Annotated in this window: 10 protein-coding genes and 1 riboswitch; of the genes, 8 read left to right on the plus strand and 2 right to left on the minus strand. The window is 43.4% G+C overall.

Annotated features, from left to right (window positions below; translation table 11 throughout):
* Positions 1-111: 111 nt before the first annotated feature.
* A riboswitch (cobalamin riboswitch) is annotated at positions 112-307 on the minus strand.
* A 297-nt stretch (positions 308-604) separates the two neighbouring features.
* The 8 genes from BRLA_RS11645 to BRLA_RS11680 all read left to right on the plus strand — a co-directional run bounded on the left by BRLA_RS11645 (position 605) and on the right by BRLA_RS11680 (position 7,764).
* Complete coding sequence (locus BRLA_RS11645) at positions 605-820, plus strand: spore coat associated protein CotJA (protein ID WP_003337641.1); 216 nt, start codon at positions 605-607, stop codon at positions 818-820.
* Positions 821-822: 2 nt separating this feature from the next.
* Positions 823-1,104, plus strand: a complete 282-nt coding sequence (locus BRLA_RS11650; protein ID WP_003337642.1) for a spore coat protein CotJB — start codon at positions 823-825, stop codon at positions 1,102-1,104.
* Positions 1,105-1,120: 16 nt separating this feature from the next.
* Entirely contained in the window at positions 1,121-1,690 is a 570-nt protein-coding gene (locus BRLA_RS11655; protein ID WP_003337643.1) for a manganese catalase family protein, read from the plus strand.
* Between the two features lie 236 nt (positions 1,691-1,926).
* Positions 1,927-3,672 (plus strand): ABC transporter substrate-binding protein, encoded by a 1,746-nt coding sequence (locus BRLA_RS11660; RefSeq protein WP_003337644.1) that lies wholly within the window; start codon positions 1,927-1,929, stop codon positions 3,670-3,672.
* 132 nt (positions 3,673-3,804) lie between these two features.
* Entirely contained in the window at positions 3,805-4,761 is a 957-nt protein-coding gene (locus BRLA_RS11665) for an ABC transporter permease (protein ID WP_003337645.1), read from the plus strand.
* An 11-nt stretch (positions 4,762-4,772) separates the two neighbouring features.
* Positions 4,773-5,702 carry an oligopeptide ABC transporter permease gene (opp4C, locus tag BRLA_RS11670; RefSeq protein ID WP_003337646.1) on the plus strand — a complete coding sequence of 310 codons (930 nt, stop codon included), beginning with the start codon at positions 4,773-4,775 and terminating at the stop codon, positions 5,700-5,702.
* Between the two features lie 11 nt (positions 5,703-5,713).
* A complete protein-coding gene (locus BRLA_RS11675; RefSeq protein ID WP_003337647.1) occupies positions 5,714-6,799 on the plus strand; it encodes an ABC transporter ATP-binding protein in 1,086 nt (361 codons plus the stop codon).
* Positions 6,796-7,764 (plus strand): ABC transporter ATP-binding protein, encoded by a 969-nt coding sequence (locus tag BRLA_RS11680; RefSeq protein ID WP_003337648.1) that lies wholly within the window; start codon positions 6,796-6,798, stop codon positions 7,762-7,764. Before BRLA_RS11675 ends, BRLA_RS11680 begins: the two co-directional genes overlap by 4 nt.
* Positions 7,765-7,998: 234 nt before the next feature.
* Here BRLA_RS11680 and BRLA_RS11685 read toward each other — a convergent pair whose 3' ends face one another.
* The gene (locus tag BRLA_RS11685; RefSeq protein WP_003337650.1) at positions 7,999-11,082 is read right to left on the minus strand and encodes a cyclic peptide export ABC transporter; all 3,084 of its coding nucleotides are present in this window, start codon (positions 11,080-11,082) and stop codon (positions 7,999-8,001) included.
* A 99-nt stretch (positions 11,083-11,181) separates the two neighbouring features.
* Complete coding sequence (locus BRLA_RS11690; RefSeq protein ID WP_003337651.1) at positions 11,182-18,960, minus strand: amino acid adenylation domain-containing protein; 7,779 nt, start codon at positions 18,958-18,960, stop codon at positions 11,182-11,184.
* Positions 18,961-18,969 lie beyond the last annotated feature (9 nt).

Raw genomic sequence — 18,969 nt, forward strand, 5'->3', positions numbered from 1 at the left:
AAAAAGCATCTCTCCCCGTTCAAAAGATGGTTAGAGATGCCCGAACAAGCAGTGAATATACTTGTACAACTGCCACAGCTATCTAACACCTCCCTATCTCCCGTAGGTCACACAGTGTTGTTGAAATAGGCAGGTCTCCTGACTTAAGAATCCACATCAGCACATACCTTCCCAATCCTTCGTTGATCAGTGGTTTTTTTGTACTGACTCCTCTTTTACAGTGGCGGGACCGTGACGGATTTACACCGTGCTTCCCTTTTCATCCTTGACACTCATTGTTCAAAGAACCTATTTCCACATATTTAATTCATCCATATCACCAAGATAATACCTAACCTTTATTCTAGGTATGCTTGCTATCATAATATAACTTCACATAAAATTCCATATTTTTATTTAATTCAGTTTCCTATTGTCGCAGGAAGACTTCTGCCACTTCCATGGCAAACTGAATTTTGCCCGCCCTTTGTACCACTGCTCGCCCTTTTTGTCAAATTGCACGGAAAAAGGGGAATTCCTTCTCTTTTTACCTATGTTTTCTGTTCTACTCTCCTTGTCCAATTGATAAGCATATAAGGACATCTACAGGAAAGGAGGCAATCATATGAGTCGAAATCGAAAAGCATACTTTCCTTTCATCGGTCCATGTGATCCTTGTCCGCCACAACGGGTTGTAACTTATGAGACACCACCACAGCTCTACTTAGGATTTCAACCCCCGAATTTACCGCAATTTGATCCATGCAAAGCTCTTTGCTTAGGAACCCTCTGGCCTGCTCTGTATGCGCCTTATGAAAATCCGTACAAGGGAGGCAAATAAAAGTGAGCGATCATGATACTTTTAAGGATGAACGCCAGCAACAATTTTATGAGCTGCTTCACCAAATTCAGACGATCGACTTTGTGTTAGTGGAGCTAAACCTGTATCTTGATACACATCCTACTGATATGACTGCTATTAGGCAATTCAACGATATGGCTCAGCAAAGTATGACACTAAAGCGCGAATATGAATCTTTATTCGGACCTCTGATGAATTTTGGCAATAGCTTTTCACAGTACCCTTGGTCGTGGAACGAAGTACCTTGGCCTTGGCAGGTCTAGAAAGGGGGAATTTTGAATGTGGATTTATGAGAAAAAGTTACAGTATCCTGTTCGCGTAAGCAAATGCGACCCGAAAATGGCAAAGTACTTGATGGAACAATACGGTGGAGCTGATGGAGAGTTAGCGGCCGCTCTACGTTATATGAATCAGCGCTATACGGTTCCTGATAAGGTCATTGGTCTTTTAAACGATATTTCCACAGAAGAATTTGCCCATCTCGAAATGATTGCAACAATGGTATATAAGCTAACGAAGGACGCTACTCCTGAACAGCTAGAGGAAGCTGGTCTTGGCGCACATTACGCAAGCCATGATAAGGCTTTGTTTTTTCATGATGCGGCCGGTGTTCCTTTCACAGCTACATATTTTCAAGCAAAGGGTGATCCTATTGCAGACTTGTATGAGGATATTGCTGCGGAAGAAAAGGCACGGGCTACTTATCAATGGTTGATTAATATGACTGATGATGTCGATTTAATCGATAGCCTTTCTTTCCTTCGTGAACGTGAAATTGTACATTCTCAACGGTTCCGTGAAGCAGTGGAAATTCTAAAAGCAGATCGGGAACAGAAGAAGATTTTCTAACTACGTAACGAATTAGACACTACAAGTGAATATGAAAGGCTAATTGACCAAATTTCTAGTAAGAGATTTGGTCAAATGTTTTTTGTACGCGCTATTTTCCTCAACGCTCATGTCCAGCCTTATGTCAAAAAGCTTTTCAAATGGGATTTGCAGAAATATGATTAATTCATACTTTACAGATCGGAATTATAAGAATATAATGAGTCTACATTTTCCCATTTATAAGGAGGAGCATCATGAGAAGAGCTTTTATACATTCATTCTTCACATTTCTATTAGGAGCTTCCTTATTAGTCGGTTGCAGTAGCGAAGGAGCAGCTCCATCCACCTCTAATACTCCAGCCGATGGTCAGGCAGATACTCAGGCTCAAACACTTCGGGTACAGAACGCAGGAGATGCTGTTATCGCTGCTACAGACAAATCGAAATCGCCTCAATCGGCGAAAAATCGAAAAGATACGGTTGTAGTAGCTTTAACTGAACCAGGCGGGGTTTTCAATCCATATTTTTATCACAATGGTTATGACGGTAACGTTACCTCCGTGATGTTTTCTCCACTGGTTGATATTGATAAGAGTGGCAAACCAGTTCCTAAATTGGCAGAAAAATGGGATATTTCCGATGATCAGCTTACGTACACCTTCCATCTACGTAAAAATGTAAAATTTAGCAATGGAGATCCCTTAACTGCTGATGATGTCGCCTTCACCCTCACCGTTTTGCATGATAAAACGTATGACGGAGAAACAGAAATCGCCGAAGCACACATTAAGGGCGGCAAAGCTTATAAAGAAGGAAAAGCAAAAACCATTGAGGGAATTACAGTCATCGACCCACAGACAATAAAGATAACCACTGAGAAAGTAAACGCTCGATCTCTTCTTCTGCTTGGTGGTCACGTTTTGTCCAAAGCTTATTATGGAAAAGGCTATGAACCAGGTAAGCTTGACTATCTGCGTACCTTGCATACAAAACCAGTCGGAGCTGGCCCATATAAATTTGAAAAGTTTATCCCCGGTCAAGAAGTGAGATTCGTAGCCAATGAGTATTATTACGAGGGAAAACCGGCCATTCCGCATTTTATTTATAAAACAACCGATGGAGATACTACGCAGTTTTTCCAAACAGGTGAGACTGATTATAGCTCCTTCCCTGCAAATGCCGATAATCTGGAGCTTTTAAAGAGCCTTGGTTTTGCAAACATCAATATTTATACTTCGACTGCCTACAGCTACCTTTCCTTTAACCATAGCAAGCCTTATTTAAAAGACAAGCGTGTTAGACAGGCGCTAATCTATGGGCTTGATCGTCAACAAATTGTGGATGCCGCCTATCAAGGTTATGCACAAGTAGCTAATGTCCCCATATCTCCAGTATCCTGGGCGTATACAGAAGATGTGAATCCCTACGATTATGATGTGAATAAGGCTAAACAGCTACTGGATGAATCAGGTTGGAAAGAAGGCTCGGATGGCATCCGTGAAAAGGACGGAAAAAAACTGGTTCTTCACTATCTGACAACGAAAAGTAAAGCAAGCGACATTCTTATTCCTATCGCGAAGGAAAACTACAAATTAATTGGCGTTCAACTAGAGGCAGAATTAATGGATTATCCAGCGCTTGTTGCAAGAACTGACAAAGGTGATCACGACCTTGCTTCCTTTTCTACTACCATGCTAGGTGATCCATCAGATGGTGTTGTTCAGTTTTCTTCTACAGGTGGCGGTAGTTTTACGAATACACATGGTTATTCCAATCCTAAGGTAGATGAACTGCTCGCAAAAAGTGTAGGGACACTTGATATTGAAAAACGTAAGGAAGCTTATAAGGAGCTTTATCAAGCATTAAGCGACGATCCTCCCTTTATTTTCCTGAACTATCGAAAGATTTTATCAGGCCATAATGCACGAGTGGAAGGATTTGAACCAAACGGTTACACCGGGATAAGCTCAAGCCTACCTAATCTGAAAATTGTGGAATAAAACGCCCATCGAACATGCTCAGTCCCTATGTACTTGATAGGTAGGACTGAGCATATTCCTTCATTATTCATTCGTTATATCAAATGAAAGGTACCCCTTCCATCTATGTTTTAGCTAGGAGGCGCTCTGTCCATGAAAACCTACATGTTCAAAAGACTGATGATTATGATCCCGACCTTAATCGGCTCTTCTCTCTTAATCTTTTTTCTCTTTGCGCTGACTCCCGGTGACTATGTTGATACCAATCCTAAGCTAAGTCCTGAGAGAAAAATAGAACTAAAAGCATTATACGGTTTAGATAAGCCGATTATAGAGCGTTATTTTGTTTGGGCAGGCAATGTATTACGAGGAGATTTGGGATATTCCCTTCAATATCAGCAGCCTGTAACGACCATCTTAGGTCAATATATCTGGAGTTCTTTCTTAATTGCTATCACCTCCACCACATTAACCTGGATCATTGCCATCTCGATTGGTGTATTTTCTGCAAGTCGACAATATTCATGGTTTGATTCGCTTGTAACAATCGGTGTTTTTGCGGCCATGGCCTTGCCGGCGTTTTTCGTAGGCTTGCTAGCGATTAAAATTTTCGCGGTTGACCTAAAAATACTGCCACCAGGCGGAATCCTGACAACGGGGAGCAATGCTACAGGTCTAGACTATGTGATTGAAGTTATGAAGCACATGATTTTGCCTGTCACAGTATTAACCATGCTGAGTGTCGGTTCCCTCACTCGCTATTTCCGTACCAATATATTAGAAGTGATTCGTCAGGACTTTATTCGAACAGCTCGCGCTAAAGGACTGAAGGAAAAAGTAATTACCTATAAGCATGCTCTGCGCAATGCTTTGCTACCAGCGATTACCCTGCTTGGGTTTGAACTGCCAGCTCTGTTTGGAGGAGCAATTATTACTGAGAAAATTTTTAACTGGCCCGGAGTAGGTCAGGTCTATATGCAAGCGTTATCACTTAGGGATTATCCCCTACTAATGGGATTTACTATGTTCATTGCATTACTTACCGTTGTCAGTAATTTGCTGGCTGACTTGTTATATGGTGTTGTTGACCCACGGGTGAGATTGAAATAGGAGGGGCACATATGAACGCGATTGGTAAAAATAACATAGAGACTGGCATTAATACGGCCTCCTCTTATTCGAAATCCTCACTATGGGGACAGTCCTTTAGGAAATTACAAAAGAACAAAATAGCAGTTATCGGTCTCTGTTTTCTCGTTGCCATCTTTCTCTTTTGTTTTCTGGGACCACTGCTTTCCCCTTATACATTAGGAAAAATTAATGCTGCAATGATCAACAAACCGCCAAGTATGTCTCATTGGCTTGGAACAGATGCTCTGGGGCGTGATATTTTAACTCGTCTGATGCAAGCTGGGCGAATCTCTTTGACGGTGGGGCTTGCTTCCATGGTTCTTTCTGTTTTTCTTGGAACCTTGCTTGGTGTTTTAGCTGGATATTTTCGCGGATGGGTCGACGCACTGATCATGCGTGCCTCGGATATCCTGATGACAATCCCTGAATTACCAATGCTGTTTATCCTAGCGGCTGTATTATCTGAGTGGAAAGTTCCTTCTAGTTACCGTCTATATATTGTTATGATTATGCTTAGCTTCGTAGGCTGGGCAGGTTTGGCCCGTCTGGTTCGTAGCCAGATTTTGAGTCTGCGCGAGCAAGAATATATTCAAGCAGCTAAGGTTCTAGGTCTTCGCAGTAGTCGAATTTTATTTCGCCATCTGCTTCCCAATGTTTTACCTTTGCTGATTGTTGTAGCAACCTTACGCGTTGGCGGAGCAATCCTGAGCGAGTCAACACTTAGTTATTTTGGACTTGGCGTCGTCCCCCCTACCGCAACCTGGGGTAACATGATTGATTCCGCTAACACTCTCATTGATTTTCAAAAAAGACCGTGGCTCTGGATTCCGCCTGGCTTAGCCATTTTTGTAACAGTCATCTCCATTAATCTATTAGGAGATGGATTGCGGGATGCGCTAGACCCGAAAATGAAAAAGTAGGTGGACGACATATGAATCATTCAAATAAACAGCCTTTTTCCTTACATCCAATTGAACATCGTGATGAGCTAGGCCCTATTTCTGGAACCGAAAAAACACATGTACACACTGAGGAGCCACCAGAGACAGTCTTGGATATTAAACATCTCTCCACCTATTTTTATACGGATGAAGGGATTGTAAAAGCCGTCGATGATGTAAGCTTTCAAATCAATGCGGGGCAAATCGTCTGTATTGTAGGTGAATCGGGATGTGGCAAGAGTGTTACAGCGATGTCTCTTATGGGGCTTATCACTGGGCCCATGGGCAAAATCGTTAATGGGGAGATCTGGTTTGATCATAGAGATCTTTTGAAGCTCAATTCATCGGACATGCAACAATTACGCGGAAATGAATTAGCCATGATTTTTCAGGAACCGATGACTTCTTTAAATCCTGTATTATCTATCGGTGAACAAATCATGGAACCCTTAATCGAACACCTTCACATAAGCAAAAAAATGGCGTTTGAAAAAGCAATCGAGTTAATCTCCCTAGTAGGAATTGCCCGCCCAGAGGAGATTGCTCATTCCTATCCTCATCAATTAAGTGGCGGGATGCTGCAAAGAATCATGATTGCCATTGCTCTTAGCTGCAACCCGCGTTTATTGATTGCTGACGAGCCTACTACGGCACTTGATGTAACAATTCAAGCCCAAATTTTAGACTTATTGCGGAAAATTAAGCAACAATCAAACACCGCTATCCTTCTGATTACACATGATTTAGGTGTCGTTGCAGAAATGGCTGATTATGTCATTGTTATGTATGCAGGCAAAGTGATAGAAGAAGGGCCTGTTATTGATTTGTTTCTCCAGCCAAAGCACCCTTATACACAGGGATTATTACGTTCCAAACCAGTGATGAACCAACGAACCACTCGGCTCTATTCAATACCGGGCCAGGTTCCGAATCCGATTGGGTTAGGTGATTCCTGCTACTTTGCAGAACGCTGTGAGCATCGTAAACCACAATGTGTAACGAAACAGCCCCACCTATCCCCCGTATCCAATAAACAGAAAGTAGCCTGCTGGTTGTATGAGGAGGAACACGCATGAATGAACTATTACTTGATGTACAGCATCTAAAAAAATATTTTCCTCTAGGGGACGGTCCCTTTCCGACTGGCAGAGGGCAGATAAAAGCAGTTGATGACCTCTCCTTTACGATCAGTAAGGGAGAAACCTTCGGACTGGTTGGTGAATCAGGCAGTGGAAAAAGTACGGCGGGACGCACAATCCTAAGAATGATTGAGAAGACTTCAGGAGATGTCTTTTACAAAGGCATTGATCTATCTACCCTCTCACCTAAAGAGCTACGAAGGCTGCGCCCTTCCATGCAATTTATTTTCCAGGACCCATACAGCTCTCTTAATCCTCGTATACGGATTGGAGATGCCATAGGAGAAGCACTGCTGGATCATGGGTTGGTAGCCAAGCGTGATCTACGTGAACGGGTTCAACAGGTAATGGACCTATGCGGTCTTGCCCCTTATCATTATGATCGATTTCCGCATGAATTTTCTGGCGGTCAACGACAACGTATCGGCATTGCTCGGGCTATTATTTTACAGCCTGATTTCATCGTTGCAGATGAACCTGTATCAGCACTTGATGTTTCCATTCAGGCCCAAATTATCAATTTATTTCAGGATTTACAGGAGAAGCATTCCCTTACCTATCTATTTATTTCACATGATTTAAGCGTGGTAGAACACCTTTGTACCACGATTGGAGTGATGTACTTAGGCTCCTTTATGGAGGTGGCACCGCGTGATGAATTATTTGCACATCCCCAGCATCCTTATACTCAGGCACTTTTATCTGCTGTGCCTATTCCGGATCCAACGGTTCGACGAGAAAGAATCGTATTAAAGGGCGAAATTCCAAGTCCAGCTAATCCTCCATCTGGCTGTAAATTTCATACTAGATGTCCATATGCAACGGCATTGTGCTTGGAGCAAGCTCCCCTTTATCGGGAAATCGGGACCAATCATTATGTCGCGTGTCATTTTGTTTCATGATTCTAAAAGCCTAAATCTGTCCTAGGTTATCAGAACAAAAAGCAGGCCTGATTTCATCCTCTTTGAAATCAGGCCAGTTGGCACAAGCTCAGTTCAGAGTATATTGTACATTACATTTAATAACCAAAATTCCCCTAGAAATGAATCAGCCTACAATCGGTATTGAGCGTTGAGTGGATCTTTTCGCGTGAAATATTGAGGCTGCTCATCTCCTCTTTTTTATATGATGTTGCATCAGGCATGCGAAAGAGTTTGCTGAGTTATAATTCGCCCGCTCTCCATTTTAACCACCTGATCAGCGAGGTCAAAGTAACGATCGTCATGGGTAATCGCAATTACACATTTTCCTTGCTTTTTCATTTCTGGTAACAAGGATTCGTAAAAGAAGTGCCGATACTCTGGATCTTGATCCGCTGCCCACTCATCGAAGAGAAGTATCGGTCTGTCTTTTATCTGACTTAGCATCAAGGCAAGGCGCTTTCGTTGACCTGTAGACAGCTTGGTCGTGCTAAACATCCCGGTTTGATCCACTTCGACTTTGTCAGCTATACGAAGCACCTCTAAATGCTTCCGTATCTCGTCTTGTTTAGCTTGGTAATCAACACCATACATTTTCTCGAATAGATAGAAATCACTGAAGATAACTGAGAAAAATTCACAACGTTGATCGGCATTCACTTTTTGCCCGTTTATGAAAAACTCGCCATCATCCTGCTCATACAATCCTGTAATCAGTTTGGCAAAGGTAGATTTCCCACTCCCATTCCCACCTACAATGAAGACGATTTCTCCTTTGCGACAGGAAAAATCGAGTGGTCCCACCGAAAACTCCTCACCTTCCTTGTTTTTGTACCTGAACTGCACCTGATCAGAGGTAAATGTCTCAAAATCTTGGACAGCAAGACCAGCTATATCTACATCATCCCTTCTCTTTTCCGAAGATAACGAATCTAACAAGGCATTTAACCGTTCCCAGCTAATCTTAATACGGATCAGCTCAGGTACCGCATTTAATATGCCGTGAACCGGCCCCGTCATATACAGGAAGACAAACACGTAGCTTACCAGCATATGCTTTGGGATCTGCGGGAAGAAAATGGGGAACAAAAAGGTAACGGTCCCGATTACCACTACAAACAGCAATTCTCCCACTAAATACACATTTACAAACTTGAATTGACCTGCAGATCGCTTGTGTCGATATTCATAACAGCTTCTATCCATGTGTTCTTCAAATTCCCTGCTTTGTGCGCGAGTAAGATATAGCTCCTTAAAGCCCCCTATCATATCGTTAATATAGGAGAAAAACACATTTTGGATGTCTCTGGTTTCCTCCCATACCTTGTTTGCCGAACGGCCTGCCAGTGTATATAAGCCGGCCGCTATTATTATGACAGCCAGACAAAACAAGAATCCGTAAAGGCTCATTGCAGCTAGATAGATAAAGCAAAATACCAGTGTAACCGTACTGGTCAGTGCTATAACGACAATATTAGAAATCGTACTGATGGTTTCCGTATCGTTGTTTAAACTCGCATAGATCTGGCCGTTATCAATCCGTTCATATTTTTGATAGGGAGTCCTAAAAATTCTGTGAACTAGCTCCATTCTTTTTTCATATACCACCTGATTCGTTATAACAATGAGGCGGCTGCGAATCATTTTCTCCCCAACAATATATAGCGAGATACCTAACAGAAAATACAAAAAGACAGAAACGTGAAACGTATTAATGGAAGTGAGCGCTATATTGATCATGAAAATAATCATCGCATTTCCAAATCCGCTGACAAGCCCTTGTATAACGATAGGGGTCAGGGAGGTTTCCTTGGATTTCGGAAATAAACGAATCATGGTTAGGTAGACGGTAAACAAAGTGACGGATGCTAGCAAGACGTACATTGCGTAAAAAATGGTTATCGGAAGCCAAACCTCAATAAACTGCCACGGTAAACCGAAGAAAAACACATCTGGCAAGAAGTATACAGCGGCTGACAAAACACCGCATGTTATCACAAAAGCAAACAAAGATGTCAGACAGATGCGCCCGGGATTTAAGGCAAGTTTACGATCACCTCGAAGGATCTGTACTATGGCCTGACCAATTGCAACAGTAAGGACCGCCACAAGGACACTAAGGATCACGAGAGTAATGCTTGCCAATCGATCTGTTTGTAGATTGGTGTCATCCACTACTTCTGGAACTTCTTTTCCTTGCAAGAGCTTGACGGCTCCCTCCGCCATAACGGACACATTCATCGAGTCAATATTCGTCAAAACGATGGCACCCAGCTTTTCCTCTGGACGAAACACCATGTATGAGGAGAAAGTAGGATTGTTGCCACCGTGTGCAATTTGTCCACCGCCATTTTGAAAAATCATCCAGCCTGAGGCATACGAGGAACCGTTTGCCGCAGGAGCTACAGATCGATCTGGCAGATGGGAGGCATGTATTAACTCAGCAGGAAACCCTGAAGCCTCCAACCCTAATTGAATATGTAACCAACGCTCCATGTCGTTGAGACTTGATACCACGTAAGCCGCCGGTGTGTTTCCACGATAATCCGGTGCATCATACACTCGTGGGGAAAAGAAACCGATTTTGTGCCCTCTTGCCATTTGCTCACTCGGTGCCTGTGCCTTCATAAAGGTGTTGGTTAGGCCCAATTGAGTAATAACTTGCTGTTGGACATACTGTTCATAGGATTGCCCGGTAACTTTTTCAACAATATAGCCTAGAATATCGTAGTTAACCGTTGCATATTCAAACTCTGTTCCTGGCTTGCGGGCTAATTCCCTGTTATTGAGCGCACGTACGTTTTCTTCAAGGGCCCGCTCACTGGATGAAATGGGGATAAAACCAATGCTTTCAAACGGAAAACCACTGGTATGATATAACAGATGCTTTATCAGGATCGTTTCCTGCTGTCCTTTATATGTAGCTGAAAACCAAGGTATGATGGACTGAACAGAATCGTCTAGCGAAAGACGTTTTTGCTCGATAAGCTGTTGGATGGCTAGTGCCGTAAATGCCTTGGTGTTCGAGTTGATTTCAAATAGTGTGTCAGCAGTTACGGGGGTTTGCTTTTGAATGTCAGTAACTCCAAATGATTGTTTGTAAATCGTTTTCCCCTCTTTGACGACAACAATGGCTGCACCCGGAATTTTCTCCGACTCCATCGTTTTATTGACCAGTTGTTCGATCGCCGCAGCGGCTTCCCCACTTCCCATTTCGGCATACACGGTGGTGCTCATTTGAAGTACGAGGATCAGGCACATTAGCATTACGAATCGTGCTTGTTTCACTACTTCTTTCATTAGAGGCAGAATTATCCTCTCCTTTTTTAGAAACTGTGTCTATGTCAGAGAAAGCGGGCAACCAGCCCTTCTACGCCGGCTGCCCCTTTTATCGTTCCATTACACAGGTGAATGATGATAGAAGGAAGTAATCTTTTTTGAACTTTCTTGCCATTGACCAACAATTTCTTCCCATTCTACTTGTGTTGGCAGGGTAAGATCGGCTATTGTTATCCGTTCATTTTCCGCTATTTGGCGCAAAAGATGAACAAAGCTCGCCGCAATGCGCTTCGCGGTATCCGTAGCGTACAGCTTAGTAGCATACACTAAGGAGAATTCCAATCCATCTGGTCTTTCTTCCGCAATCATTGATAGATCGAATTTGGCTAAAGGCTGATCAACCGGATACACCGAGATCGTAAGTCCGTCCAACTGTAGCTGGGGAGTTTCAAAATTGTTCAGGGTAAACATTGTGTCAAACAAAGGATTACGGCTCAGGTCAAGCTCAGGGTATATCTTATCGACTAGACTTTGGAATTGATAATCCTGATTATCGAATGCCTCCAGAACATTTTTCCTTACCTCTTCTAAAAAGGCCATGAATGTCTGAGAATCATCAACTTTTTGACGCAACACTAGTGTATTGATAAACGAACCTACTACATGTTCTAAGTCAGTATGAGGTCTTCCGGCGACAGATGTACCCACGCTAATATCTGATTGACCGGCAAGTTTGGAGAGCAGGATGTGATAAGCTGCCAATAAAGTCATAAACATGGTTGAGTTCGACTTCTCTGTAATAGTGCGGAAGGCACTCCACACCTGCTCATCTGCATGAAAGACAATCTGCGCCCCGTCAAAAGACTGGATAGGAGGTCTTGGGAAGTCCGGCGGAATGTTCAAAATAGGAATTTCACCCTCAAACCTGCTCAACCAGTATGTCTCTTGCTTTTTTACAGCCTCAGTTTGTAGCATCTTGTTTTGCCAAACGGTAAAATCCTTGTACTGAACAGGCAACCCCGGCAACTCTGCACCATGATATAGCTGCATGAAATCACGCAGGATGATACTAATTGACAGTCCATCAGAAATGATGTGATGCATATCAAACAGGAACAGATGAACATTCGGTGCGATCTGAATTAGACCTGCCCGAGCAAGCGGGGCCTGCGCAAGTTCAAATGGACGAATAAACAACTGCGCCGCTTCGCTTGCTTGCTCCTCCTCCATTTCTAAATAGGTGACATCTAGCTCTACTATGTCTGCGATGCGTTGAACGAGTTCGCCATTTACATATTCGAAAGAGGTTCGCAGGGATTCATGGCGATCTACAAGCTTTTGCAAAGCTGTAGCAAAGAGCTCTTTATTCAAATGTCCTTCGATTTTTAACACGCTTGGCATGTTATAGGCTGTCTCTGCTCCCTCTATTTCCCTTAGCAAATACATCATTTTCTGAGTCTCTGATGTAGGATAGTGCTCCTGTTTTGCAACTGGTTCAATAACTTTATAGCTCTCTTCCTCCGCTCCTATAATCAGCTTTGCGAGCTTACCGATGCTGTCATTCTGGAAGAAGATATCGAGCGGAATCACCTTTTGGAATGTCTTGTGAATCCGTGCCAACAGCATGATTGCGCTTAGGGAATTGCCGCCTATGCTAAAAAATGGATCATTCACTCCGATTTTCTCGATTTTCAATAGACTTTTCCAAATATCTGCTACTATTAATTCTGTTTCAGTTGTTGGTTCTTCAAAAACCCCTAGCTGTTCGTCCTGTCCATTCGGTTCAGGTAACGCTTTGAAATCAATTTTTCCATTCACTGTGACCGGAAACTTGTCTAGAGATACGAAATGGGAAGGAATCATGTACACAGGTAATGAGAGCGACAAATAATCGACTAGCTCATTTGTGTTCCATGTACGATCGGACACGATATAGGCGCACAAATATTGGTGCCCTTCGCCATCTTCTCGTGCTATGACGACTGCTTGGTCAATCTCTTCATGCTGTTGCAGATATGCCTCGATTTCACCGATTTCAATCCGATGTCCCCTGATTTTTACCTGATTGTCAATCCGACCTACATATTCAATAACACCGCCAGGTAGCCAGCGTCCCGTATCTCCTGTACGGTACATTTTCTCTCCTCGGATAAACGGATTTGCAACAAACCGCTCGTTAGTCAGTTCTGGCCTGTTGAGATATCCTCTAGCAACACCCGCTCCCGCGATAAAGATTTCTCCTGTTACCTCAGGCGGAAGAAGATTCGCGTTCTGATCAAGAATGTAAATCTGCTGATTTGCAAGTGGAGCCCCAATCGGTACGGATGTCCTTTCATTCAAGTGATCCGGGTTTACATGGTAGTAGGTAGAGTCGACGGTGCACTCCGTGGGTCCGTATACATTTGTAATTGCAAAGGATTCGCCCGCGAATTTGGTATACAGCCCTTTGACAACACTTTCTCGTAACGGCTCTCCGCCGACAACAAAGTGCTTAACCGTAAGCTTATGTTCAATTTCAGACACGGCATTCAGCAGCATCGACAGATGAGTTGGTGTACCATCAGCCATATCAATCTGGTTCTCTCTGTAAAAACGAAGCAGTCCTTCTCCGTCTACGCGAATATGCTCTGGCACGATGTACAAGGTATGACCAAGCAACAACGCACCGTAGATCGGCTTTACAGACATGTCGAAGATAAACGGGGCTATCTGCGCTATGCGCAAGCAACGATCGTAGGCGTTGTGCACAATATCATGTAAACTCATGACAAAATTTGTGACGTTTCGATGTTCCACCATGACCCCTTTTGGTTTACCTGTTGAGCCAGAGGTATAGATGATATAAGCGAGATCCTCAGGTTTAGCTGTATCCGGCAAGTTTGTGGCATCCCCATGATATAAATGGGAATCATCCAACAGGATCGTCTCGTATTCGCTGAGGGAAGGTTGTTTAGTGGAAGATAATGTAAGAAAAATTTTAGCTCCACTGTCCTCCAGCATGTAGCGAACCCTTTCCTCTGCAAATGTGTGGGAAATGGGCAAGTAAGCTCCTCCCGCTTTTAGTACAGCTAGCATGGCAATAATCATTTCTATGGAAGGCTCTGTCATGACTGCAACCAGATCATTGGTCTGCATCCCGCGTTCGCGTAATTTCCGCGCAACTTGATTTGCTTTTTCATTGAGTTGCTTGTAAGTAAGCTCGCTCCCTTGAAAAACAACTGCGCTACGCTCAGAATGCTCATCTACCATTTTTTCGAACATTCGGTGCATCACTACATCAGTCGGGTAGTCCGCTTTATTTTGATTCCAAGTACGTAGCAACAGATGCTTTTCCTTGTCGGCAAGAATTTGTTCCTTAGTGATGACGGCATTTGGTTCGTCGGCGATCAGTTGCAGGATGCGAAGATAATAATCTAGCAGGCGTTGCACATCTACGCTATCTAACACTGCTTCACTGTAGGCTATCTGAATTTCTGACTGTCGGCGGATATAAAACTCAAACACGCGATGATCGACAATGTGCTCCTCCAATTGCCATTCTTTCTCCTTCAGCGCGATTTGATCCTTGCCCTCCAACTGATCAAAAACATGGAAATCTATATAGCTAAAGGTAGAATCAAAAAATTCACTGCCAGCATCTACATCTGAGGCCATTTTCGTAATCTCAAACAATGGTAGACGTCCATACAGCTTTAGATCGATCATTTTTTGATTCATCTGTCTAAGCAAGTCTATCCATGTCATCTGTGTCTTTAGGTTGACTCTTACTGGTACAGTATTTAAGAAACAACCAAGGATTTGATCCGCCTTCTCACACTGTGGTCGATTGTGCTCCACCAAGCCCACCGCAATGTCATTCTCGTAGGATAGCATGTGAAGCATCATGCTATAGGCTGTAAAGCAGACCGTTTTCAGATTGGTCTGATTCGCCGCAGCAATACGCTCCAAACGCGTTACCAAATCAGGATCAAGTGGATGGATGAGCTGATGCATACGATTTGTTTCATCTTTGTTCAGCTTTTTTGGAAAACGGAAAAGCTGCATGTCGTTTAGTTCATTTTGCCAATAATCACGTACTTCTGGACTGTTTTTGACAATCATCTGATCTAGAATAAATGCCTCGTAGTCATGCGGTAACCATTCAGGAAGATAGCTGTCATCCACTCTTAGCTTCGTATAGGTATTAGAGAGCTCTGTGATAAAGGATGCCACACTCCAACCATCCAAAATCGCATGGTGGAAAATCATGCACAGAACATGCTCTTCGTTGCTGATCGTAAAAATTCTCAATTTCCACAGTGGTTTGTCTAAAGCGAATGGTACCTTTCGATCTTCAGACAAATAATGATTGATAGCCATTTCTTGATCGTGCTCATTCGTTATGTCCATATGTTGCAAATCAAGATGGAACGCTTCTTGCTTGTGAACGATTTGAATCGGCTCAGGAAAATCCTGTAGGTTAAAGGTGGTCCGTAAAATCGAATGTTTTTTCACAAGTAACGAAACAGCTTTTTGAAGCAGGTCGAGATTAAATTCACCATCTTTAAACGGATACAGCATTTGATCATGATAGACTGCCTTTTCCGCATTTTTTCCTGAGGCGTATAGCATTCCAAATTGGATATCACTCATCGGGCAGATGCTTTCAAAATCCTCCGGTAATTTCTCAGCCAATGGAAGCTTGTCCACTATTTCAGTCTGCCATTCCGTAAGCTTGGCTTTGGCCGTATTCCATTGATCACTCCAAGTAGGTGTCCCGTTTTGGCGAATCAATTCGGACTGTTTTCGAATAGTAGGGAACTTATACAGATCCTGTACGCTTACTGCCGTTTCCAGTTGGCTATTTACCGCTGTTAACAACCGAAGCACCTTGATGGAATCTCCTCCAAGTGCAAAAAAGTCCTGAGTTACACCAATTCGCTGATTCTCCAGATCAAGCACCTGTTGCCAGATGTTCTCCAGCTTTTCCTCCGTCTCATTTTCAGGAGGAATAATCTGAACATCGCTCTCCAGCTCCCAATCGAGCTGCAATAACGCGTTTCGATTCACCTTCCCGTTTACGGTTACGGGAATTTTTTCGATTTGTACAAAACGAGCTGGCATCATATATTCAGGAAGCTTTTGGCTGATGTGCTCGCGTAACTGAGCTGTTGTTACTCTTTGCTGAGCGGTGAAAAAGGCATGCAACTGGTTTTGTGCATGGCGATCTTGAATCGCCAACACGACAACATCTGTCACAGCAGGGTGTTTTAGTAACATGTTTTCAACTTCACCAAGTTCGATCCGATGTCCACGAATTTTGACCTGCAAGTCCATTCGTCCCAGATACTCCATATCACCTGAAGGTAGAAGCCGGACTAAATCTCCAGAGCGGTATAAACGTTCCTCAGGCTTATACGGATTCGGTACAAATCTACTCGCGGTCAACTCTGGCTTATTCAAATAGCCACGTGCAACACCCTCGCCTCCCACGTACAATTCTCCGGGCACACCGATTGGGACCAGCCGTTGCTTTTGATCCATCACGTAAGCTGTAAGCGTAGGGATCGGTTTACCGATGTTACTTGCATTTCGTTTCATTTCTTCCCTTTGAATTTCCTTGTAGGTAACGTGCACCGTGGTTTCTGTAATTCCGTACATGTTAACTAATTTGACGTCTGGATACATCTCATGCCAGCTTGTCAGCATTTGAGGTTTTAGTGCTTCCCCGCCGAAAATCACGTAGCGAAGTGCATCCAGTCCGTTCACCTGATTCTTGCAAACAAACTGAATGAGGTTAGCAAATGCAGAAGGCGTCTGGTTGAGGACGGTTACCTTTTCTGACTGAAGGAAGTGGCTACATTTTTCTGGATCGCGCACAGCTTCTTGGGATACCAAAACTAGCTTACCTCCATAAAGTAATGCTCCGTACATTTCCCACACGGCGAAGTCAAAGCTAAACGAATGGAATAAAGCCCACACATCATTATGGTCAAATTCAAATAGGTTTCGATCGTTATGCAAAAGGCGAACGACATTTTTATGTTCGATCATTACGCCTTTTGGCTCCCCTGTTGAACCCGATGTATAAATGATGTAAGCAAGCTGCTCTGGGCTGTCAAATCCATTCAAATTGGAGGTATCATAATGTTCTATTGCCTCATCGGAAATAGTAACCAGTTGCCAGGAATCCGAGAGTGCTCCCGCAAGAGCAGGATGAGTAATGATCACTTCCGGCTTGCTGTCCATGAGCAAATATGTAATTCTTTCCTGAGGATACTCTGGATTAATGGGTAAGTACGCACCCCCGGCTTTTAACACAGCCATAATGCTTACCACCATATCAATGGATCGATCCAGCATAATCCCTACTATACTTTCAGAAACTACACCCCTGCTTTGCAACAAACGTGCAAGCTGATTAGCTCGCTCGTTTAGTTCACGGTAGGTTATTGTTTGTTCACCACTTACTACAGCGATTCGCTCTGGATGCCTAGCTACTTGCTCCTCGAATAGCCCGTGGATTGTTTTTGTCGAAGGATAGCCTGCTTGTGTACGGTTGAATTCGGTTAACAGCCTGTCTCTCTCTGTTTGCGAAAGTAACTCGATTCCATCCACCACTGCATTCGGATTGTCTGCGATTTGTTGCAGGATGCGCAAGAAGTAGGTAGCAAGCTGATCTACGGTCTCCTCCTGATACACAAGGGCATTGTATTGCAATTTTAATGTCGCCATCTCATCAGGAATTACAACTGCCATGAAATCAAATTCTGTCTGTTCAGAGATTTCAACGTCTTTAATGGAAAAACCGAGCTTCGTCTCTTCCCCTGCCTGTGCGAAAGCTTGATCTGCTGGGTAGTTTTCGAAGACGAAGATATGTGAAAATAAATCTTTTTTCAATTCAGATTTCTTCTGAATCTCACTCAGCGCGAGATAACTGTGAGGATCACTTTCCAGAGTCGATCGTTGGACTTCTTGTAGTAGCTCTGCAATTGACTGATTCCCTTCTGACTTGATCCGTTTTGGAATTGTATTGATAAACAAGCCCACCATATCTTCGATGCCCGACACCTCGGCTGGACGCCCCGATACAACCGTTCCAAATACAACGTCATCCACATTATTCATTCTTTGTAATAGCAGTCCCCACGCCGTACTAAATACCGTGTTCAGTGTCACCTGTAGATGGTTGGCAAGCTCCTGTAGCTTTGCCGTAGGAATGGTGTAAGACTTTTCGTTACTTTCTCGTTTCTTCCCTTCTGAATCACTGCGATAAACAGGCAGGATAGCTTGATGCTCGTAATCATCTAGGTATTCACTCCAGAAAGTCGCGGCCTGCTGTTGATCTTGTTCCTGAAGCCACTGAATGTAATCTGTATAAGCAGGAGGTGTGTCATCTGGTAAAGGATGGCCATCACGCAGGGCAAGATAAATGCGGGCAAAATCGCGAAAAAGAATCCCAACGCACCAGCCATCCATCAGGATATGATGAAAGCTCCATATAATCGTATGAGCTTGTGGAGCATTTGTCAGAATAGCAACCCGCATAAGCACATCTTTGGAAAGGTCAAATTTTCTGTCGCGGTCTTGTTTTTTCCATGCCTCTATGTAGGCTATTTGCTCTGTCTCAAGCATCTGAGACAAATTCTTATGGATTACCTCAGCAGGTCGTTGTTGCAAAACGACCTGCAAAGGTTCCTCCACTTCCTCGTATATAAAGATGGTACGTAAAATATCATAACGTTCAACCAGTTTTTCCATACTTGCAGCAAATAGGGCGACATCTAGTTCGCCTACTACTGTCATTGTCATCTGCTCAACATACGCTTCTGAATCCCGATCCATTAAATAGTGTAGGAGCATTCCCTCTTGCATAGGAGCAAGAGGGGAAAGTTTGGTAATCTCTATGTTCTCATTCATCTGAAACCT

It is taken from the genome of Brevibacillus laterosporus LMG 15441 (assembly GCF_000219535.2).
Taxonomy (GTDB): Bacteria; Bacillota; Bacilli; order Brevibacillales; family Brevibacillaceae; genus Brevibacillus_B; species Brevibacillus_B halotolerans.

Coding starts and splice junctions, on each gene's coding strand:
- BRLA_RS11680 (WP_003337648.1), top strand. CDS start 6,796: ATGAATGAACTATTACTTGATGTACAGCATCTAAAAAAATATTTTCCT.
- BRLA_RS11655 (WP_003337643.1), top strand. CDS start 1,121: ATGTGGATTTATGAGAAAAAGTTACAGTATCCTGTTCGCGTAAGCAAA.
- BRLA_RS11645 (WP_003337641.1), top strand. CDS start 605: ATGAGTCGAAATCGAAAAGCATACTTTCCTTTCATCGGTCCATGTGAT.
- BRLA_RS11660 (WP_003337644.1), top strand. CDS start 1,927: ATGAGAAGAGCTTTTATACATTCATTCTTCACATTTCTATTAGGAGCT.
- opp4C (WP_003337646.1), top strand. CDS start 4,773: ATGAACGCGATTGGTAAAAATAACATAGAGACTGGCATTAATACGGCC.
- BRLA_RS11675 (WP_003337647.1), top strand. CDS start 5,714: ATGAATCATTCAAATAAACAGCCTTTTTCCTTACATCCAATTGAACAT.
- BRLA_RS11665 (WP_003337645.1), top strand. CDS start 3,805: ATGAAAACCTACATGTTCAAAAGACTGATGATTATGATCCCGACCTTA.
- BRLA_RS11690 (WP_003337651.1), bottom strand. CDS start 18,960: ATGAATGAGAACATAGAGATTACCAAACTTTCCCCTCTTGCTCCTATG.
- BRLA_RS11685 (WP_003337650.1), bottom strand. CDS start 11,082: ATGAAAGAAGTAGTGAAACAAGCACGATTCGTAATGCTAATGTGCCTG.